The sequence below is a fragment of the Micromonospora sp. PRAS1 genome (assembly GCF_059553435.1).
On sequence record NZ_JCANNB010000043.1, the window covers coordinates 1 to 20924 of the forward strand.

The 20924-nt window shown below is 70.7% G+C and carries 16 protein-coding genes and 1 pseudogene; 11 read left to right on the plus strand and 6 right to left on the minus strand.

Annotated elements, in window-relative coordinates; all coding sequences use genetic code 11:
• The first annotated feature begins 93 nt into the window (after positions 1-93).
• Positions 94-1002, plus strand: a complete 909-nt coding sequence (locus AC507J_RS27970; protein WP_496292741.1) for an NUDIX domain-containing protein — start codon at positions 94-96, stop codon at positions 1000-1002.
• A gap of 363 nt (positions 1003-1365) precedes the next feature.
• Entirely contained in the window at positions 1366-2313 is a 948-nt protein-coding gene (locus AC507J_RS27975; protein WP_496292825.1) for a CDP-alcohol phosphatidyltransferase family protein, read from the plus strand.
• Positions 2314-2424: 111 nt separating this feature from the next.
• Here AC507J_RS27975 and AC507J_RS27980 read toward each other — a convergent pair whose 3' ends face one another.
• The 3 genes and pseudogenes from AC507J_RS27980 to AC507J_RS27990 form a co-directional block, all read right to left on the minus strand.
• Positions 2425-3672 (minus strand): phosphatidylserine decarboxylase, encoded by a 1248-nt coding sequence (locus tag AC507J_RS27980; protein ID WP_496292743.1) that lies wholly within the window; start codon positions 3670-3672, stop codon positions 2425-2427.
• 487 nt (positions 3673-4159) lie between these two features.
• A pseudogene (locus tag AC507J_RS27985) lies at positions 4160-4393 on the minus strand (hypothetical protein); the annotation flags it as partial.
• Positions 4390-6090, minus strand: a complete 1701-nt coding sequence (locus tag AC507J_RS27990) for a PspC domain-containing protein (protein WP_496292745.1) — start codon at positions 6088-6090, stop codon at positions 4390-4392. The pseudogene AC507J_RS27985 and the gene AC507J_RS27990, both read right to left, overlap by 4 nt.
• A gap of 161 nt (positions 6091-6251) precedes the next feature.
• On the opposite strand from AC507J_RS27990, the gene AC507J_RS27995 reads away from it, so the two are divergent.
• The 7 genes from AC507J_RS27995 to AC507J_RS28025 all read left to right on the plus strand — a co-directional run bounded on the left by AC507J_RS27995 (position 6252) and on the right by AC507J_RS28025 (position 14451).
• Positions 6252-7517, plus strand: coding sequence for a PspC domain-containing protein (locus AC507J_RS27995; protein ID WP_496292827.1), 1266 nt, complete (start codon positions 6252-6254; stop codon positions 7515-7517).
• A complete protein-coding gene (locus tag AC507J_RS28000; RefSeq protein ID WP_496292747.1) occupies positions 7517-8203 on the plus strand; it encodes a response regulator in 687 nt (228 codons plus the stop codon). The genes AC507J_RS27995 and AC507J_RS28000 overlap by 1 nt, the downstream gene beginning before the upstream one ends.
• 359 nt (positions 8204-8562) lie before the next feature.
• Positions 8563-10197 (plus strand): peptide ABC transporter substrate-binding protein, encoded by a 1635-nt coding sequence (locus tag AC507J_RS28005; protein ID WP_496292749.1) that lies wholly within the window; start codon positions 8563-8565, stop codon positions 10195-10197.
• 100 nt (positions 10198-10297) lie between these two features.
• Positions 10298-11308 carry an ABC transporter permease gene (locus AC507J_RS28010; RefSeq protein WP_496292751.1) on the plus strand — a complete coding sequence of 337 codons (1011 nt, stop codon included), beginning with the start codon at positions 10298-10300 and terminating at the stop codon, positions 11306-11308.
• A 140-nt stretch (positions 11309-11448) separates the two neighbouring features.
• Entirely contained in the window at positions 11449-12390 is a 942-nt protein-coding gene (locus AC507J_RS28015; RefSeq protein ID WP_496292752.1) for an ABC transporter permease, read from the plus strand.
• Between the two features lie 20 nt (positions 12391-12410).
• Positions 12411-13448, plus strand: a complete 1038-nt coding sequence (locus AC507J_RS28020; protein WP_496292754.1) for an ABC transporter ATP-binding protein — start codon at positions 12411-12413, stop codon at positions 13446-13448.
• Positions 13441-14451 carry an ABC transporter ATP-binding protein gene (locus tag AC507J_RS28025; RefSeq protein WP_496292756.1) on the plus strand — a complete coding sequence of 337 codons (1011 nt, stop codon included), beginning with the start codon at positions 13441-13443 and terminating at the stop codon, positions 14449-14451. The genes AC507J_RS28020 and AC507J_RS28025 overlap by 8 nt, the downstream gene beginning before the upstream one ends.
• Positions 14452-14753: 302 nt before the next feature.
• Here AC507J_RS28025 and AC507J_RS28030 read toward each other — a convergent pair whose 3' ends face one another.
• A complete protein-coding gene (locus AC507J_RS28030; protein WP_496292758.1) occupies positions 14754-15122 on the minus strand; it encodes a chorismate mutase in 369 nt (122 codons plus the stop codon).
• A 317-nt stretch (positions 15123-15439) separates the two neighbouring features.
• Here AC507J_RS28030 and pcrA point away from each other — a divergent pair, with 317 nt between their 5' ends.
• A complete protein-coding gene (gene pcrA / locus AC507J_RS28035) occupies positions 15440-17827 on the plus strand; it encodes a DNA helicase PcrA (RefSeq protein ID WP_496292760.1) in 2388 nt (795 codons plus the stop codon).
• Positions 17828-17839: 12 nt separating this feature from the next.
• Here the strand turns inward: pcrA and AC507J_RS28040 are convergent, their stop codons facing one another.
• Complete coding sequence (locus AC507J_RS28040) at positions 17840-18628, minus strand: M23 family metallopeptidase (protein WP_496292762.1); 789 nt, start codon at positions 18626-18628, stop codon at positions 17840-17842.
• Between the two features lie 274 nt (positions 18629-18902).
• Complete coding sequence (locus tag AC507J_RS28045; protein ID WP_496292764.1) at positions 18903-19616, minus strand: M23 family metallopeptidase; 714 nt, start codon at positions 19614-19616, stop codon at positions 18903-18905.
• Positions 19617-20042: 426 nt separating this feature from the next.
• Here AC507J_RS28045 and icmB point away from each other — a divergent pair, with 426 nt between their 5' ends.
• On the plus strand, positions 20043-20447 hold the full coding sequence (gene icmB / locus AC507J_RS28050; protein ID WP_111214750.1) for a coenzyme B12-dependent isobutyryl CoA mutase small subunit: 405 nt from the start codon (positions 20043-20045) through the stop codon (positions 20445-20447).
• Positions 20448-20924: the final 477 nt, after the last annotated feature.

The window sequence follows — 20924 nt, forward strand, 5'->3', positions numbered from 1 at the left end:
CTCCCCGTTGATCATGAAGTTATTGTCATGGCACGCCGGGGCGGGGGGCGATAACTTCATGATCGACGGCCGTCGACGGTGGGAGGGCGGGGCGTGGAGCAGGTGCGGCGGGTCGGGGCGTACGGGGTGGTGTGGGACGCCGAGCAGGCGCGGGTGCTGCTGGTGCGGGGTTCCCGATGGGCCGACTTTCCCGGGGTGTGGTCGTTGCCCGGCGGCGGCCTGGAGCACGCCGAGCATCCCGCGCGTGCGGTGGTCCGCGAGGTCGCCGAGGAGACCGGGCTCTCCGTCGAGGTGACCGGGCTGCGGGCCGTGGTCGCGGACGTGGTGCCGTACCCAGACCAGGGGGTGGCCCTGCACACCGACCGGATGATCTTCGATCTGACCCCGGTGGGCGGGGCGCTGCGGGCCGAGGCGGAGGGCAGCACCGACCTGGCCCGTTGGCTGAGCCTGGCGGAGGCGGCGGCGCTGCCGTTGCTGGCCTTCACCGCCGAGGCCCTGGGCCTCCCGGTGGTCCCGCTGCCGGCGGGTGCGCTGCGCCGCCGGGAGCCGTTCGCCGCACCGGAGGCCGGGCGGCGGCGGCGCTTCGGGGCGTACGGTCTGGTCACCGATCCCGCCGACCGGGTGCTGTTGTGTCTTATCGCGGAGGGGTATCCGGGTGCCGGCCGGTGGCACCTGCCGGGCGGCGGTACGGATCATGGCGAACAGCCTGTCACCGCGCTGCTACGGGAAATGGTCGAGGAGTCGGGTCAGCTGGGTCGGGTGATCGAGCTGATCGGGGTGGACAATCTTCACAATCCAGCAGCACTCGGCCCGGAGGGGTACCCCATCGACTGGCATGGCATCCGGGTCGTCTACCGGGTCGCGGTCGATGTTCCGACCGAGCCGGCGGTGACCGAGCTGGCCGGCGGCTCGACCGCCCGCGCCAGCTGGTTCACCCGCTCTGAGCTGCGAGAACTGCCGCTGACGGAGATTGCTGCCGAGGTGCTGGGGGTGCCCGGGTGACAGGCGTCGCGGCGCTGTCGGCCGCCGCTCGCCGGGCCGGTGGTGACCAGCTCCGGTACAGTCGGGTAAGGGTCGATGGGGAAAACGGGCGATCACGCCCGGGATGGGAATAACGCGGCGGTTCGCACGGTTACGGGAGATATAAGTACCGCCGGCAGCTATCGCCAATCCCCACCCCCCTGTGCGATGGTGTACTCCGCAAAATGGCTGCCGGGCCCGAAAGGTCCGGCACGAGACAGCCGGACACCCGCCCGCGCGGCGGCCACCCGATCCGGTGATGGAGGAAACGTGCCGAGAGCCCCATGGCGCCGGCGTCGTACGACTGACAGCCCGCGTCCCGCAGGGCGAAGCTGGACGGGCCCGCTGCGTCGCAGCGGCACCCTCGCTCGTCAGGTCCTGCTGGTCCGCGTCGGCCGCCGAGGTGCGGAACTGCACGGCGGGACCGACATGCTGCCCGAGCCCCGCTACGCGGACCGCCCGCGTCGCCGGTACGGCCTGCAGCGGTTCCACCGCGCGGGGATCGAGACAATCGCACCGGTCAGTCCCGCCGTCGCGCCGCTGCCGCCGGTACCCCACGCCAGCGCGCCGACCCCCGTGGCGGACGAACCGGCTGCGACAAGCGTCCCGCTGCTCCCCGGTGCCCGGACACCGGCCCGGCGGATGAAGTTCGCGCTTGTCAACGCCTGCACCCTGGCCAGCCTGCTGCTCGGCATCAACGCGATCTTCGTGGCCATGCACGGCAACGTCCGGCTCGCCGCCTTCCTCCTCATCGCCTGCGTCGCCTTCGACGGTCTGGACGGCGCGCTGGCCCGCAAGCTCGGGGTGTCCAGCCCGTTCGGCGCCCAGATGGACTCGCTGGCCGACATGTGCTCCTTCGGCCTCGCCGCACCCGTGGTGGTCTACGCCTCGCTCGCCGGTGAGGTGCCGACGGCTGCCGCCGCGGTGGCGGCGGCGCTCGTGGCGGCCTGCGCCGCGATCCGACTGGCCCGGTTCAACGTCTCGCCCAACGACGGTCGCTTCTTCTCCGGGGTGCCGACCACGATGGCGGCGGCCGTGCTGGCCCTGATGGTGGTCATCGGCCTCCCGGTGCCGGGAGCGGTGCAGATCGCCGGTGTGGCGCTGCTCGCCTTCACCATGGTCAGCAGCTTCCCGTACGCGAAGCTCGCCCGGCTGGTCAAACTGCCGCCGTGGGTCTGGTTCGTTCCGGTGGTCGGCGCGCTGATCGACATCCGGCTCACCTTCGGCCTGATCGTGGTGGGTTACCTGGTCAGTGGGCCGGTGCTCTGGCTGCGCCAGCGTCGCACCATCTGATCTCCCAGTAAGTCGCACCATCTGATCTCCCAGTAACCGGAGAACATCTGATCTCCCAGTAACCGAAAAGGGGCGCCGCGGTCGACGCGGCGCCCCTTTTCGCTGTCCCGATCAGCGCCAGCGGGCGATGACGGTCGACCCGCCGATCACCTTGTCACCCGGACCGACCAGCGGCTCTGCCGCCTCGGCCGGCAGGTAGACGTCGGTACGCGAACCGAACCGGATCAGCCCGAGCCGCTCACCCCGAGCCAGCAGTGATCCGATCGGGGCCCGCTGCACGATCCGGCGGGCGATCAGACCCGTCCGCTGCGCCACCACGACCGTGCCGTGCGTGGTGTCCAGCACCGTGTAGGCGGCCACGTTGTGCTCGGCGTCCGGCTTCATCGCGTTGACGAACCCGCCGTCCGCGACGAAGTAGTCCACCACCTTGCCGGCCACCGGCGAACGGTTGACGTGCACGTCGAGCACGGACAGGAAGACCGCGACCCGCAGGAACTCGCCGTCGCCGAACCGCTCGTCGTGCAGGCGTTGGACCGACAGCACCTGACCGTCCGCAGCGGCTACCACGGCCGACGGGTCCTCCGGTACGTCCCGCTCCGGGTCCCGGAAGAAGGCTGCCACCGGTGCGGCGGCCAGCGCGGGCAGCAGCCAGAGCTTCGACTTCGGCCGGGCCAGCCGGGTCAGCGCGGCCAGCCCGAGGGCGATGCCGGCGGCGGCCACCCCGTTGGAGTCGATGTGCATGTCCCGGGTGACCGGGACGCTCGACGGGCGATAGGCCGGGGCGAGGTGCTCCGCCGTGCTGGCCTCCGCCGGGGTGAAGCGGAGCCGGTACACCCGTACCGGCGGGGAGTTGCGCAGCACCAGATCGCTGCCGACGCCGTGCAGCGCACCCTGGCGGTCCAACTCGGCGGCGGCACCGGCGGTCCGGGCGACGGCGGTGGCCACGCTTAGCACGCCACCGTCGGTCAGGTACTTGGTGAGCGTCTCGATGGCGGCACGCGTCTCGTCGGCCGACCCGACGTACGCCTCGCCGGCGACCACCACCGCGGCCGGCTCGGCCTCGGCGAGGCTCTCCACCACGCGTACCCGGTCGGCGATCCAGCGGCCCTGCGCGGTGACGTGTTCCCGTAGCGCCGTGGCGCTGACCCGGTCGACCGGGACCACGGTGAGGGTGTCGCCGGGCAGCAGCGCTTCGAACGCGGCGGCCAGTACGGCGGACTCCGGTGCCGCGCCGACCAGCAGAGCGGCCTTCGGGGCGTTGATCCGGGCGAGTTCGGAGACGAGGGTACGGGCGGCGCGCTCGCCGAGGCGGGCCGAACCGGAACCACCGGGGGCGCGCACGGCGGGGGACTGGCTCATGTCGAACGGGCTCCTGACGAGGTAGAGGCGACTGACGCGAGATCGCCGCCCGGCGGGTTCGGCCCCCGCCGGCCGGCTCGCACGAGGCGGCGACCCGCGAGGGATGCCCCGCGGCGCGAGCTGGCCGGGGACGGCGGAGGCACAACGGCCAGCATAGGCGGCCAGCGACCGCAGCCGCATGGTCAGCCGTCGGGCCGACCGACCGCTGCGCCGCCACAGGCGACCGGCTGCGGCGTGGTCAGGATGCCGACCCGCGCTGCCCCGGCGGCGCTTCGTCCCCGGTGGAGAGGTCGAGCGTACGCTCGGCACCCGGCTGGGACGTGGCGCGCGGCTCGACGTCGGTCGGCTCCGGCTCGGTGGCGACCGACCAGGAGGAACTGCCCGGTTCCGGCGTCTCCGGGCCGCTGGTTGCCCACGGCTCCGGCTCGACGGGACCCACCGTCTCCGGACCGGTGGGGTCCGGCTCGACCGGGGCGGACGGTTGCCGGCTGGCCGGGTCCGGCTCGGCCGGGGCGGGCGGTTGCGGCTTGGCGGCGTAGCGATTGGAACTCAGGGCGCCGATCAGGCCGAGCCCGCCGATCAGGATCAGCCCGCCGGCCAGGAACCAACCGACCGGCGGCAGCACGAGACCGAGCAGCTGGGCGAGCAGCCACCAGGCGGCGAGCGCGACGAAGAGCAGCCCGAAGGCGAAGGACACCAGGTCGGTGCGGTGGACCCTCACCGGGTCACCTCCATATGTCCGGCGTTGATGTGCAGGTTGAGGCGCAGCTTTCCGCCGCCGGCCCCGTCCGCGCCCAGGTCGACGATCTCCGCGAGCGGATTGTCCAGCCCGGCGGTGCGTTGGCCGAAGACCTTGGCCTCCCCGGCGCTTATCTGCGTCACGGCGGTGACGTCCACGTTCGGCGGCACCACCACTCTGGCCTCGCCGAAGTTGATGACCACGGTGATCTCGGTGTCCTGCTGGTCGAAGTCGACCGCCCGCAGGTCGAGCAGCGCGCTGGCGAAGCTCTGCTCGTACCGGACGGCGAGTTCGCGGTGGTCGTTCGGTGCCCAGGTGACCGCGCCGTCCACCCCGCGGACCCGGTCGTACGACTCGGCGATGGTGGCCACGCCCAACGCGGCGGCGGTCACCAGGCCGAGCGCGATCAGCCAGCGGGCCCGGCCGAACCAGGTACCCACGAGCAGGCCCAGACCGATCACGGCGAGTGCCGCGGCGAAGTAGCCGGAGGCGCCGACCCGGAACACGTCGAGCAGGTCGAGGATCCCGACCACACCCAGCGCAACGAAGATCAACGAGAAGGTGACCGCGCCGAGGGCGGAGCGCTCGCGGGGTTTCTTGGGTGGCTTGGGCGGTCTGGGAGGGACCGGTGGTGGCGCCTGCGCGGTCTGCCCGGCGTACGGGCCGTGCGGGGCGAACGGGGGACGGTAGACCGGTGCGGCGGGCGGCGCGGCCGGGGCGCCGGTCGACGGCCACGCCGGTGCCGGAGGCAGGTTCAGGGTGGGCTCCTCGGGTTGGCCGGCAGCCGGGGCTCCCGACAGCGGGAGGGTCGTGGTCGGGAGGTACGGCGGGAGGGTGGCCGGCACCGTGGTCGTGGCCGGGACGCCGCCGACGGGCGGCGACTCGTACGCCGCCGGGGCGGGATAGCTGATCGGCGGCACCGGCCCGGCCGGTGTGCCCGACGCCACCGGGGCGGTTGGCGTGGCGGGCGGCACCGGGCCGGTCGGCGCGGGCCATGGCGCGTTCGGCGCGGCCCATGCTGCGTTCGGCGGCCCGCCCGGGCGTGGTTCCCGCTGCTGGCGGTTGAGCAGCAGCGCGCCGCCGACCAGGATGGCCGCGCCGAGCAGCACCGCGCGGAACGCGTCGGTGACGATGTAGCCGAAGCTCACCGCCACCAGGATGCTGAGCACGATCACCGTGATCGGGGACATGCTGGAACGGCCCCGGCCCAGCATGGATTCGACAGGCGAGGCGGTGTCGCCCTCGTTCGGGATGATCAGCCAGGCGGCGACGTAGACCAGGATGCCGACGCCGCCGAAGAAGCCCAGCACCGCGAGCAGCACCCGCCAGAGCACCGGATCCGTGTTGGTGGCCCGACCGACGGCGGCGCACACGCCGGCCAGGTAGCGGCCGTCGCGGGGACGGACCAGCCCGTACCGCGAGGTGAAACCGGCGCTCCCGAAGGCCGCCCCCGCCCCGGACCCCGGCGGTGGTGTGCCCGTCGGGTCGTCCGCTCGCGGCGGCGGTGCTCCGGTCGTGGCACCACCGGCCGGCGGCGCGGTGGCGGTCGCTTCGGTCGCACCCGATGCCGCGGTCTCCTCCGGGGCGCCGGGCGATTCGGGCGCGGCCGGCTCGGCGGGCGTGGCCGGCGTCGATTCCGGCTCCGTCGGCCCCGGCCGCTGGGCAGCATCGTCGGTCATGCCTCCGATCCTGCTGGGCCGGGTGCCCGAGCGACCTCCGGAGGCGACCCTGACCCCACCCTGAGATCCGGCGTCCCGGAATGTCGGGGGCGTCCCCGTGGTCGGCCGACCACGCCACGTGTGACGATCGGAGCGGGTCACATCGAGTCGCCCGCCCCGTCCTGACCAGGGAGCCCACGATCAGCGCAGTCAGCCAGCCACCCCGCCTCTACCGCGCTCCGGAGCACCGGATGGCGGCCGGGGTGGCCGCCGGCATCGCCGAGCATCTCGGTGTACCGGTGATCCGGGTCCGGGTCGCGTTCATGGTGCTGCTCGGGTTGAGCGGGCTCGGCCTGCTGCTCTACGCGGCCTTTTGGGCCGTGGTCCCGGTACGCCCCGGTGACACCGCCGTACCGCCCCGCCGCGACATCGGGCAACTGCTGCCCTTCGTCGCGATCGGCCTCGGCGTACTGCTGATCCAGGTTCTGGTCTTCGACTCGATCGGCGCGGCCGGCACGGCGGGCTGGCTGGTCGCCATCATCGCGGTCGGCGCCGGGGTGATCTGGCACCAGTCCGCGCCGGAGCGGCGGCGGCAGTGGGGCGAGTCGATGCCGGTGCCCTGGCTCGGCGCGGTGATCGAGGAGAGCGACCGGCGGGCCTTCGTGCTCCGCTTCGTCGGCGGCGGGGTGCTGGTCGCGGTCGGCATCATCGGGGTCGCGGCCGTCTACTCCCCGGCGCAGAACCTGGATGCCGTGGTCAATGGTGTGATCTTCGCGCTGGTCGGGCTGGCCGGCGTCGGAGTGGTGGCCGCGCCGGTGCTCTGGCGGACCTGGAACCAGCTCCGTTCGGAGCGGGAGGGACGCATCCGCGAACAGGAGCGGGCTGAACTGGCGGCCATGGTGCACGACCAGGTGCTGCACACCCTCGCCCTGATCCAGCGCAACGCCAGCGACGTCAAGACGGTGCAGCGACTCGCCCGTGGTCAGGAGCGGTCGTTGCGCAACTGGCTCTACAAACCCACCGCGTCGCCCACCGAACGTTTCGCGGCTGCTCTGGAGCAGGCCGCCGCCGAGGTCGAGGACACCTTCGCGATCACCGTGGAGACCGTGGTGGTCGGTGACCGGGAGACCGACGAGCGGATCGGTGCGCTGGTCGCCGCGGCCCGCGAGGCGTTGGTCAACGCCGCACGCCACGCCGGGGTGCAGACCATTTCCCTGTACGCCGAGGTGGAACCCGAGCAGGTCAGCGCCTTCGTACGGGACCGGGGGGTGGGCTTCGATCCCGATACGGTGGAGCATCACCGGCACGGTGTGCGGGGCTCGATCGTCGGGCGGATGAAGCGGCACGGCGGCCGGGCGGAGATCCGCTCCGAGCCGGGGGAGGGGACCGAGGTCCGGTTGATCCTGCCGATCACCCGGGAGTCGGCCACAGCGGAAAGGGACAGATGATGGCTGAGCAGTCGACGCAACCGGTCGACCCGGCGGGCACCGAGCCGCAGCGGCTGCGGGTGTTCCTGGTCGACGACCACGCCATGTTCCGCGCGGGCGTACGCGCCGAGCTGGGCGCCCACGTCGAGGTGGTGGGTGAGGCGAGCACGGTGGCCGAGGCGGTCAGCCGGATCGCGGCCACCGTGCCGGACGTCGTCCTGCTCGACGTGCACATGCCCGACGGCGGCGGCCGGGCGGTGCTGGAGGCGATGCGCCGCAGTCACCCGCAGGTGCGCTTCCTGGCGCTCAGCGTCTCCGACGCCGCCGAGGACGTGATCGGGCTGATCCGGGCCGGTGCCCGGGGGTACGTCACCAAGACCATCTCGCCGGACGAACTGGCCGCGGCGATCCGCCGGGTGGCCGACGGTGATGCCGTGTTCAGCCCGCGGCTGGCCGGGTTCGTGCTGGACGCCTTCGCGGCCCGGCCGGACGCCCCGGTGGCCGATCCGGAGCTGGACCAGCTGACCAACCGGGAACGCGAGGTGCTGCGGCTGCTCGCCCGGGGGTACGCGTACAAGGAGATCGCCCGGGAGCTGTACATCTCGATCAAGACCGTCGAGACGCACGTCTCCAACGTGCTCCGCAAGCTCCAGATGTCCAACCGGTACGAGCTGTCCCGGTGGGCGGCGGATCGACGGCTGGTGTGACTCCGGCCCGGTCGGCGGGCTGATCAGCCGGGCGACCAGCTCGGCCGCCCGGCTGGAGATGGCCTCGTCCGTTCGGGTAACATCCCGTTGGGAGTGGTGCTACTCACGTCGGGAATCCGGGCGTTGCCGTGGCCCGTCGGGACCGCCCTGCCAATCGGCCGTTCAGGCGCAAAAATGCGTTGACGGCCAGCTCATACCATGCGTCCGGCGGGCGCTGAAAGCGACTCCAGGTGGATGTCGACCCCGTCCCGGGCGGGTATCGGCTTGATAACACGCCTTCCGGCTTGGGCGCATCGGGTGTCACAGTGGCAGGCACCTCACACCCCCTCGTGAGCCGAGCGCCCTGAGGAGGCACTCCCATGCGCGGGAAATTCCTGAAGGTGGCGGTCGCGGCGACCGCCACCGCCATGTTGGCCACCGCCTGTGGCGGCGGAGGCGACAACGACGATGACGCCGGCGCGGCCGGCGGCACGCTGCGTGTCTACAACGCGGAGCCGGCGTTCCTGACGCCCTCCGGCGGTGATGACGAGCCGTCGCTGTACGTGATCCGTCAGCTGTACCGTGGTCTGGTCAAGTACAACGCCGAGACCTCCGCGGTCGAGATGGACATCGCCGAGTCGGTCGAGTCGGACGACCAGAAGCTCTGGACGATCAAGATCAAGAGCGGCTACACCTTCGACAACGGCGAGCCGGTCAACGCCGACGCCTTCATCCGCTCGTGGAACTTCGCCGCGTACGGGCCGAACGCCCAGAACAACGGCTACTTCATGAAGCGGATCGCCGGCGTCAAGGACGTCCAGTCCGAGGACCCGGACGGCGACGGCCCGCAGAAGGCCCCGGAGCCGAAGGCCAAGGAGCTCGCCGGCCTGAAGAAGGTCGACGACCTCACCTTCACCGTCGAGCTGGACGCGCCCTTCTCCGGCTTCCCGACCACGATCGGCTACCCGGGCTTCTTCCCGATGGCCCAGGCGTGCGTCGACGACATCGCCAAGTGCAACGAGACCCCGATCGGCAACGGCCCGTACAAGATCGACGGTAGCTGGCAGCACAACGTCGCCATCAACCTGAACCGCAGCGACAGCTGGCAGGGCGAGGCCGGCAAGCCGGACCGCATCGAGTACCGCATCTTCGCCGACGTCGACGCCGGCTACGCCGCCTTCCAGGCCGGCGAGCTGGACGTGATGTACACCCTGCCGCCGGCCCGTTACAAGGAGGCCAAGCAGCAGTACGGCGACCGGATGTTCGAACTGGCCGGTGACAGCTTCACCTACGTCGGCTTCCCGCTCTACAACGATGACTTCAAGGACAAGCGGATCCGCCAGGCCATCTCCCTGTCGATCGACCGCCAGTCGATCATCGACGCCGTCTTCGACGGCCGGTTCGCCCCGGCCAGTGGCTTCGTCGCCCCGAGCTTCGAGGGCGGCCGGGAGAACATCTGCCAGTACTGCACCCCGGACGCGGCCAAGGCCAAGCAGCTGCTCGACGAGGCCGGCGGCTGGCCGGCCGGCAAGAAGCTGATCCTGTGGGCCAACGCCGGTGCCGGCCACGACGCCTGGCTCCAGGCGGTCGGCGACCAGATCAAGGCCGCCCTGGGCATCGACTACGAGCTGAAGGTCAACCTGCAGTTCGCCGAGTACCTCGAGACCGCGGACCAGAAGAAGTTCACCGGTCCGTACCGCCTCGGCTGGGGCCCGGACTACCCGTTCCTGGAGACCTTCCTGTACCCGCTGTACGGCTCCTCCGCGGGCAGCAACAACTCGGGCTACAAGAACGAGCAGTTCGACGCGCTGATGACGCAGGGCGACTCGGCCGACTCGATGCAGGCCGCCATCCCGTTCTACCAGCAGGCCGAGGATCTCCTCGCCGAGGACCTGCCGGTCATCCCGATGTGGTGGCGTAAGGAAGCGGCCATCTACAGCGAGAACGTGGACCAGTTCGTGTGGAACGCCGTCGCGGACGCTGACTACGGCGCGACCTCGCTGAAGCAGAACTGAGCCCCAGCCTCCTGAACCAGCCGTAACACGACGTGGCGGCAACGGTCACCCCACCAGGGTGATCGTTGCCGCCACGTCAGCGCCGAGAGGAGACCCCGCGATGGGGCGCTACGTCATTCGACGGTTGCTCCAGTTCATCCCGACCGTGCTGGGCACCATGTTCCTGCTTCACTACATCACCTCGCTGGCGATCCAGTTCAGCGGGAACCCCGTCCGGGCGCTCTTCGGTGACCGGACCCCACCGCCCGCCCTGCTGCAAGCGGTAACCGAGCGTCTCGGCTACGGCGACCCCTGCCTGGACGAGCGGGGGAACCCCTGCTTCGGGCTCTTCCTGGACCGGTTGCAGGGCATCTTCTTCCACTTCGACTTCGGCATCAACCTGCGCCAGCGGGAGGTCACCGAACTGGTGGCCGACGCCATCCCGTTCACCCTCAAGCTGCTGCTGATCGCGATCATCTTCGAGGCGGTCGTCGGCATCGCCGCCGGCGTCTGGGCCGGCCTGCGCGGCGGCAGCTTCGCGGACAACCTGGTGAAGATCAGCACGGTCTTCATCATCTCGGTGCCGATCTTCGTGCTCGGTGTGGTGGTTCGGGAGTTCGTCGGGGTCAAGTTCGGGAACGTGTTGCGGGGGCAGGACTGGATCCCCGACGTGATCTCCGTCGGCGTCTTCACCCCTGGTTTCAAGCCCGACTACCCGTTCGCCAGCCTGATCATCCCGGGCATGGTGCTCGGCGCGGTCTCGCTGGCCACTACCGCCCGGCTCACCCGGACCAGCATCATGGAGAACATCCGGGCCGACTACGTCCGGACGGCCAAGGCCAAGGGGCTGACCAACAAGCGGGTGATCGGCGTGCACACGCTGCGCAACTCGTTGATCCCGGTGATCACCTTCCTGGGTGTCGACATCGGTGCGGCGATGGCCGGTGCCGTGGTCACCGAGACGATCTTCAACGTGCCCGGCATCGGCCGGCTGGTGACCATGTCCGCCCGGACCGGCGAGTCGTCGGTGGTGATCGGCGTGGTGACCATGCTGGTGCTTGTCGTCCTGCTCGCCAACCTGCTGGTGGACCTCCTGTACGCGGTGCTCGACCCGAGGATCCGCTATGAGTGACGGCGCCATGGCGAGTGACCGGCGGGAGATCCCCGCCCAGGGCAGGGCAGAGCGAAACGAGGTGTGGACATGAGCGAGCGAATCGTCCGGCCCAGTGCGGCGCTGCCTCATGGCGGCACGGAGCGGAGCGGGGTGCCGGCATGAGTGATCTGACGAGCGCAGGTACCGCGGTCGGTGGCGCGCCGGTCGGCGGCGACGGCCCGACGCCGGATCGGCCCGCCACCGGCGGGAAGGAGCGCAGCGCCAGCCTGTGGGCGGACGCTCGCCGGCAGCTGGTGCGCGACCCGGTCTTCGTGATCGCGTTCCTCTACATCCTCGTGGTCGGCTCCATGGCGGCCTTCCCGTGGCTCTGGACCAGTCAGGATCCGCGCGACTGCAACACCAACCGGTCGCGGCTCTCGCCGAGCGCCGAGCACCTGTTCGGCACCGACATCCTCGGCTGCGACTACTACGCGCACGCGATCTACGGGGCCCGCCCGTCGATGGTGATCGCGATGATGGCGACCTCCGCGATCGTGATCGTCGGTGGCCTGCTCGGCCTGCTCGCCGGCTACTACGGCGGCTGGGTGGACACCGTCATCTCCCGGGTGATGGACATCTTCTTCTCGCTGCCGTTCCTGCTCGGCGCGATCGTCTTCCTCACCGTGATCAAGCGGCAGAACATCTGGACCATCAGCCTGGTGCTCTTCCTGCTGGCCTGGCCGACCATCGCCCGGATCATCCGAGGCAGCGTGATCTCGTCCAAGGACCTGGACTACGTGCACGCCGCGAAGGCGGTCGGGGCCCGCAACGGTCGGGTGATGTTCCGGCACATCCTGCCCAACGCGATCGCCCCGATGCTTGTGTACGCCACCATCGTGCTCGGCTCGTTCGTTGCCGCGGAGGCGACGCTGACCTTCCTCGGCGTCGGCCTTCAGCCGCCCGCGCAGTCCTGGGGCATCATGATCAGCGCCCACCAGGTCTACTTCCTGGAGGACCCGTGGCTGCTGCTCTTCCCCTGCGGTCTGCTGGTGGGCACGGTGCTGTCCTTCATCCTCATGGGTGACGCCCTGCGTGACGCCCTCGACCCGAAGTTCCGGTGAGTCGCATGAGCGAGCGAACCATGAGCACTGACGTGAACGTCAAGCTGGACGCGCTGACGGGCGTCGATCCGAACGCGTTGCCGTTGCAGGTCAAGGACCTGCACGTGGAGTTCCGTACCCGCAACGGTGTCGCGCACGCCGTCAACGGGGTGAGCTTCGACCTGCGAGCCGGCGAGACCCGGGCGATCCTCGGTGAGTCCGGTTGCGGCAAGAGCGTGACCGCCCAGGCGATCATGGGCATCCTGGACACGCCACCCGGCTTCATCACCGGTGGGCAGATCCTCTACCGCGGCGTCGACCTGCTCAAGCTGCCGGAGTCCGAACGCCGCAAGGTGCGGGCGAACCGGATCGCGATGATCTTCCAGGACGCGCTCTCCGCGCTGAACCCGGTCTTCACCGTCGGGTTCCAGCTCGCCGAGCTGTTCCGCAAGCACCGGGGGATGTCCCGCCAGGACGCCAAGGCGCGCGCCGTCGAACTGCTCGACCTGGTCAAGATTCCGGCGGCCAAGCAGCGGGTGAACGACTACCCGCACCAGTTCTCCGGCGGCATGCGGCAGCGGGTCATGATCGCGATGGCGTTGGCCCTCGACCCCGAGGTGTTGATCGCCGACGAGCCGACCACCGCGCTGGACGTGACGGTGCAGGCCCAGATCATGGCGCTGCTGGCGGAGTTGCAGCGGGAACGGAACATGGGCCTGGTGCTGATCACCCACGACATGGGTGTGGTGGCCGACGTGGCCGACCGGATCTCGGTCATGTACGCCGGCCGGGTCATCGAGGAAGCCGGCGTGGACGACATCTACGCCAGCCCGGCTCACCCGTACACCAAGGGTCTGCTGGAGTCGATCCCGCGCCTGGACCTCAAGGGTCAGGAACTCAGCGCCATCAAGGGCCTGCCGCCGGTACTTACCAACATCCCGCCGGGTTGCGCGTTCAACCCCAGGTGCCGGTACGCCCAGGAGGTCTGCCGGAAGGATCCCGCGCCGCCGTTGTACCAGGTGTCGCCGAGCCGGACGGCCGCCTGCCACTTCTGGAAGGAGGTCAAGGGCGATGAGTGATCTGGTGCTGGAGACCAGAAACCTGGTCAAGCACTTCCCACTGACCCGGGGAATCGTCTTCAAGAAGCAGTACGGCGCGGTACGCGCGGTGGACGGGGTCAACCTCGAACTGCGCCGGGGTGAGACGCTCGGCATCGTGGGCGAGTCCGGCTGCGGCAAGTCCACGCTGGCCCGGATGCTGGTCGGGCTGGAGACGCCGACCTCCGGTGACCTGTTCGTGCAGGGCAAGAACATGTCAAAGGTCGGTGGCGAGGAGCGTCGGCGTGGCCGGCGCAACATCCAGCTGGTGATGCAGGACCCGTACACCTCGCTCAACCCCCGGATGACCGTCGGCGACATCATCGGTGAGCCGTTCCAGGTGCACCCGGACGTGGTGCCGAAGGGCGAGCGGCGGGGCAAGGTGCAGGAGCTGCTGGAGCTGGTCGGTCTCAACCCCGACCACATCAACCGGTATCCGCACCAGTTCTCCGGCGGTCAGCGGCAGCGGATCGGCATCGCCCGGGCCCTGGCGCTCAACCCGGAGATCATCCTCTGTGACGAGCCGGTGTCGGCCCTGGACGTCTCCATCCAGGCGCAGGTGATCAACCTGCTGGAGAAGCTCCAGGACGAGCTGGGCCTGTCGTACATCTTCATCGCCCACGACCTGTCGGTGGTCCGGCACATCGCCGACCGGGTCGCGGTCATGTACCTCGGCAAGATCGTCGAGATCGGCACCGAGGACGAGATCTACGAGAGCCCCACCCACCCGTACACCCAGGCACTGCTCTCCGCGGTGCCGGTGCCGGACCCGAAGCTGCGCGGGCACCGGGACCAGATCGTGCTGACCGGCGATGTGCCGTCGCCGGCCGACCCGCCGTCGGGCTGCCGATTCCGCACCCGCTGCTGGAAGGCCCAGGACATCTGCGCCGAGCAGGAGCCGCTCCTTCAGATCCGGGACAAGTCCGGCCACCCGAGCGCCTGCCACTTCGCGGAGGTACGCGACGTGGTGCACGCGACGGAGTAGCCCCAAAGACACCGTCGGACCCGACCATCCATACCGGGAACGGCGGTGAAGGTAGTGCCTCCTCAGTGATCCGGGGCGTCGGCCGTCATCAACGGCCGGCGCCCCGGTCCCATGTCGCGCCCCCCGTCCCATGTCGCGCCCCGGTCCCATGTCGCGCCCCCGTCCCATGTCGCGGGTCGCGGCCCGGTGCCATGCTGCGCCCTGGTGCCAGGCGCGCTCCGCGCCCGGCTTGCGGCCCTGGTCTACGGGCGGCCTGGGCGCAGGCTCGGCGGGTGCGGACGTACCGGAGAGTGGTGTGGCGGTCAGAGTGGACCGCGACCGGCGCGCAGGAGCAGCAGGGCGAGCTGGGTGCCGTCGGCGCCGAGTTCGGAGCGGAAACGCTCCAGGATCTCCTGCTCCCGGGAGAGCACGAGCCGGGTCCCGCCGGAGGCCATCCGGGTCGCACCGACCTCGCGGGACAGCGCGGCCCGCTCCTGCCACAGCTCGATGAGGGTACGGTCGATCTCGTCGATCCGTACCCGGATCTCGGCGATCCGGGCGGCGGCGATCGGTTCCGTGGTGCCGGTGCCCGGGTTGCCCGGCTCGGTGCCGGGGCTGTCGGCCGGGCCGCTGCCAGTCGAGGTCGGGCCGGAACCGGCCTGGGCTCCGCTCTGCTCCATCACGTCTGTCATCTTCGGGTACCTCTCACGGTCTGGTGCCCGGTGCCCGGATCCCGGGACGAAGAAGCCCCGGACTCCGAGGAGCCCGGGGCTTTCGTAGGTCTTGTCGATCAGGCGCGACCCACGGCTGCCGGACTCCCGGAGCCGTAGAAAAAGTAGCAGCGCTGGTCGAACACGCCGTTGAGTATGCCGCCCGAGCCCGGGGCTCGCAAGGAGAACCGTTAAGAAGGGGCCCTTCCTCTACCGGAGGCGTTAACAGGGGGCCCTTCCTTGCACGGTGGCCGAGCCGGGCGGGGGATGTCCGGGGCGCGGCATAGACTCGGCGTGCGATGCATCCTCTCTTCGACATTCCCGCGTCCCCGTCCGAGTCCGCGCGGGCGCTGCCGGCGCACCGGCCCGCGCCTGGTCGCCTCGATCCGCTGCAACTGGTCGAGGGCCTCAACGGTCCCCAGCGGGACGCGGTCACCCACGCGGGTTCGCCGCTGTTGATCGTCGCCGGTGCCGGCTCCGGCAAGACCAGGGTGCTGACCCACCGGATCGCGTACCTGCTCGCCGCCCGGGACGTGCACCCCGGCGAGATCATCGCGATCACCTTCACCAACAAGGCCGCCGGTGAGATGAAGGAGCGGGTGGCCGCCCTGGTCGGTCCGCGGGCCCGGCTGATGTGGGTCTCCACCTTCCACTCCGCCTGCGTCCGGATCCTGCGGGCCGAGCACGAGCACGCCGGCCTCAAGTCGACCTTCTCGATCTACGACGCCGACGACTCGCGCCGGCTGATGCAGCTGGTCGCCCGCGAACTCGACCTGGACCCGAAGCGCTACCCGGCGCGCGGTCTGGCCGCCCAGGTTTCCAACCTGAAGAATGAGCTGGTCGACCCGGAGACCTTCGCCGCCCGGGCCACCGGGCCCAACGAGCGGGCGCTGGCCGAGGCGTACGCGCTCTACCAGCGGCGGCTGCGCGAGGCGCACGCGCTCGACTTCGACGACCTGATCATGACGACGGTGCACCTGCTCCAGTCGCATCCGCACGTCGCCGAGACCTACCGGCGCCGGTTCCGGCACGTGCTGGTCGACGAGTACCAGGACACCAACCACGCGCAGTACGTCCTGATCAAGGAGTTGGTCTCCGGCACCGAGGGGCTCGAGCCGGCGGAGCTGTGCGTGGTCGGCGACGCCGATCAGTCGATCTACGCCTTCCGGGGCGCGACGATCCGCAACATCCTCGAGTTCGAACGCGACTTCACCGATGCCCGCACCATCCTGCTGGAGCAGAACTACCGCTCCACCCAGACCATCCTGAACGCGGCGAACGCGGTGATCGACCGCAACACCTCCCGCAAGCCGAAGCGACTGTGGAGCGACGCCGGGGCCGGTGAACCGATCGTCGCGTACGTGGCCGACACCGAGCACGCCGAGGCGGACTGGGTCACCCGGGAGATCGACCGGCTGGTCGACGCGGACCAGGCCCGCCCGGGTGACGTGGCGGTCTTCTACCGCACAAACGCGCAGTCCCGGGTCTTCGAGGAGGTGTTCATCCGGCTCGGTCTGCCGTACAAGGTCGTCGGTGGAGTGCGCTTCTACGAGCGCAAGGAGGTCCGCGACGCGCTGGCCTACCTGCGCGCGGTGGTCAACGACGACGACACGGTCAGCCTCCGGCGGATCCTCAACACGCCGCGGCGGGGCATCGGCGAGCGCGCCGAGGCGTGCGTGGAGGCGCTGGCCGGTCGCGACCGGATCTCCTTCGGTGCGGCGCTGCGGCGGGCCAAGGACGCGCCGGGCATCTCCACCCGGGCGGCCAACGGCATCGCCGAGTTCGTGGCGCTGCTCGACTCCGCTCGGGAGTTGGCCGTCGACGGCACTCCGGAGGAGGTCCTGGAGGCGGTGCTGGCCCGCTCGGGCTACCTGGCCGAGCTGGAGGAGAGCCTCGATCCGCAGGACGCCGGGCGGCTCGACAACCTTCAGGAGCTGGTAAGCGTCGCCCGCGAGTACACCGAACGGGTCGAGGCGACCGCGGCGGAGGGCCAGCGCGCCACCGTGGCGGGTTTCCTGGAGCAGGTCGCGCTGGTCGCCGACGCCGACCAGGTGCCCTCGGACGACCCCGACCACCAGGGCGTGGTCACCCTGATGACGCTGCACACCGCGAAGGGGCTGGAGTTCCCGGTGGTCTTCCTGACCGGCTTGGAGGACGGCGTCTTCCCGCATCTGCGGTCGCTTGGCGACACCCGGGAGCTGGAGGAGGAGCGGCGGCTGGCGTACGTCGGCATCACCCGGGCGCGGCAGCGGCTCTACCTCTCCCGGGCGGTGACCCGCTCGGCCTGGGGCCAACCGGCCTACAACCCGCCGTCCCGGTTCGTCGAGGAGCTGCCGCCCGAGCTGGTCCGCTGGGAGCGGACCGAGGGGTCGTACACCTCTTGGAGCGGTACTGGTGGCGGCGTGGGCGGTCGCGGCGAGCGGGCCGGCGGCGGCTTCACCGGGGGTACGCCGAGAGCCGTCCAGCTGGCGCGCAAGCTCGGCGTCGACGGCAGTCGGCTCTCCACCGCGAGCGAACTGCCGCAGGGCCCGAAGGTCGCCGCCGGGGACCGGGTGAACCACCAGCGGTACGGGCTGGGCCGGGTGCTGGCCGTGGAGGGGCACGGCCCCGGCGCCCGGGCCCAGATCGACTTCGGCGACCAGACCCTCTGGCTGGTGCTCCGGCACGCCCCCGTCGAGAAGATCTGAGCGGCCAGCGGCTCAGCAGGCCACGTCGATGCCCCGGGCGCGGAGGAAGGGCGCCGGGTCGATCTGGTTCCACATCTGCCCCTGATGCACCTCGAAGTGCAGGTGCGGGCCGGTGGAGTCGCCCGTGGAGCCCTCCAGGCCGATGGTCTGCCCGGTGGTGACCTTCCCGCCCACGCTCACCTTGGCGGTGCTCAGGTGGGCGTAGTGGGTGAGGTAGCCGTTGCCGTGGTCGATGACGACCGAGATGCCGTACCCGTCGCCGACGTCGCCGGCCTTGGTCACGGTGCCCCCGAAGGCGGCCCGGACCGGGGTGCCGGCGGGCAGCGCGAAGTCGATGCCGGCGTGCAGGGTGCCCCAGCGGGGGCCGTAGCACGAGGTGATTGTGGCACCGGCCATCGGGATCACCCAGGAGGACTTCGGAGCCGCGCTCTTGGTCGCCTTCGGCTTCGGCGCGGCCTTCGTGGTCTTGCTGGCCTTCGGGCTCGGTTTCGCGGTCGGGCTGGCGCTCGTGGTCGGGCTCGCCGATGGCGTCGGGCTGGCCGCCGGCGTGGCGGAGGTGACCGGTTCGCGGGCCGACCGGTCGGCGCGGTCGGCGGCCTCGGCCCGGGCCTGCGCGTCGAGGGCGACCGGGCTGGGGGCGGGACGGTCGCCGCGGCCGGCCACGGCGACACCGCCAAGGCCGAGCCCGACCAGGGCGACCGCACCGACGACGAGATAACGGCCGCGCGAGCCGATGCGGCGCCGGTGCCGGGCCGGGGCGTCGGGGATGTTCCGGTTCGGGGTGGAGCTGTCGTCCTGCACGACGGGACCTCACTGGATCGAGTGGTACGTGACCTCGAAATCCTGGTGTCGGTCCCCTCGGCCCGGGGTATCGGGGTGGGGCCGGTGCCGGTGGCGGGTCGCTGCGGCTGTCCGGCTCTGTGCGCGGTTGTGCCCGATGACCGATCCGGCGGCCTCGATGCCCGGTGGCGTCCGCCACAGTTGCAGCTGTGAGGTGGGACACTTTCGTGCTTCCAGGGCAACGCAAAACCGCCCGGATCGATCGATCCGGGCGGCCAACGGGCGTTACGAGGCGTCAGTCCTCGATTACCTCGCTGTAAACTGCCTCGGTTTGCAGCTTGATGTCCACTCCGCGCTCCACCAGCCACGGCACCGGGTCGAGCGGCTCGCCCTTGACATGGATCTCCAGGTGCAGGTGGGAGCCGTACGAGTGGCCGGTGTTGCCGACCAGGCCGAGCTGGTCGCCAGCCTTGACCTGCTGACCCTCGCGGACGCTCAGCTCGGAGGAGTGGCCGTAGATGGCCTCGCTGCCGTCGGCGTGCTGGACGATGACGGCGTAGCCGTAGCCGCCGAACCAGCCGGCCTTGGTGACCGTGCCCTCGTGGATCGCGACGTACGGCGTCCCCTCGGGGGCGACCAGGTCGACGCCGGTGTGCAGCTTGCCCCAGCGGATGCCGTACGGGGACTTGAAGTCGTAGCCCTGGAGGGGCAGCAGCCAGACGCCGGAGTCTTCGACGATCTCCGAGCCGCCCCGGCTGTCGCGGGAGGCCCGCTCGGCGGAGTCGGCCCGGTCCGCCAGGCCCTGGCTGCTGATCGAGGCCTGCCGCAGCTCGTCGAGGACCGACGGGCTGACGCTCTTGGCGTCCGGCAGTGCGCCGGCGCCCAGGGCCACCACACCGGCGCCGACGAAGGCGGTGGTGACGACCGCTGCGTAGCGGCTTCTCGGGGGGGTGGGTACGCGGCGGCGGCCGCGATATCGGTCGGGCTCAGACGACAGGCGCTGGCGCACGCATACCCTCCGTTGTCGGGGTTCCGATGCGGTCGACCGGCCGTCCGGATCAGGGGCCGAACGGCGGTTAATCGCGTCGTCACCCGTCCGTAGGCCTGATGACAACCGTGCACACGTTAGCCAACCGGCAGTCGAGTCACAAGCCGGAGCGCCGAATTCGCCGCTCCGTTCTGTCCGAATCCGTCCGAGATTGTCATGGCTCGGGGTGCTGGAGGGGTGCCCCGGTTATCAGCCGTTCGTCGCGCACCGTGACCGATCGGCGGAGTCGTCCCGCTTGACTCTGCTCGCGCTACCCGTATCTCTGTGTGAGGTAATGGTGGCGCCGGGTTCTCGCAGGTATCGGCCCGCCCCCGTTCCCCGGTTCCGGCCGGGCGGGTTACCGTTCGTTCAGGTGAATGCCGCAGAGCCGGTGAAAGGGATGCGCAGATGAGCTCTCGTGTTCGGGTCGTCGTCGCCAAGCCGGGCCTGGACGGCCACGACCGTGGCGCCAAGGTGGTGGCCCGTGCCCTCCGGGACGCCGGCATGGAGGTCATCTACACCGGCCTGCACCAGACGCCGGAGCAGATCGTGGAGACCGCGATCCAGGAGGATGCCGACGCGGTCGGCCTCTCCGTGCTCTCCGGCGCGCACATGACGCTGTTCCGGCGGGTGCTGGAGCTGCTCGACGAGCGGGACGCCCGGGACATCGTGGTCTTCGGCGGGGGCATCATCCCCGACGCCGACCTGCCGGAACTGGAGCAGCTCGGCGTGGCCAAGATCTTCACGCCGGGTGCGACGACCCAGTCCATCGTGGAGTGGGTCCGGGAGAACGTCGCTCAGCCGGTGGGCTGAGCGAGCCGCCGCCACCCGGGTGACCCGGCGTCCGTCCGTGGACCGACGGTGGACGCGGAACGTGAACCGGCGGCGGACACGAAAGGGGAGGGGCCGGACGCACCCCTCACACGCCCGGCCCCTCTATGCACGATGCCCCGCCGCCACCCCTCGACCGACAGGGCATCGGCCGCTTTCGTGTCTTCGCGCTGCTCAGCGCGCCGACACCTGACTCAACGACGGCTTTCGCGAGGGGTTACGCATCGCACCGAACCTGCGATCCGGGTCGGGCAAGATCGCCCGAACGGGTGATACCGGCGGGCTCCGCTGCGGCTCGGTGACACAGTGTTGAGTGCGGCTGTGGATTACCGCACACCGCGCACCCGCTCGGTTGCCGGCCGTGCTGGCATCGCTAGGCTGCGCCCAATGGCCTGCCTCAACTTCAACTGATGTCAGGCATTGCACTGTTTTCTTTCCATACGCTGGTGGCGGCGCGAC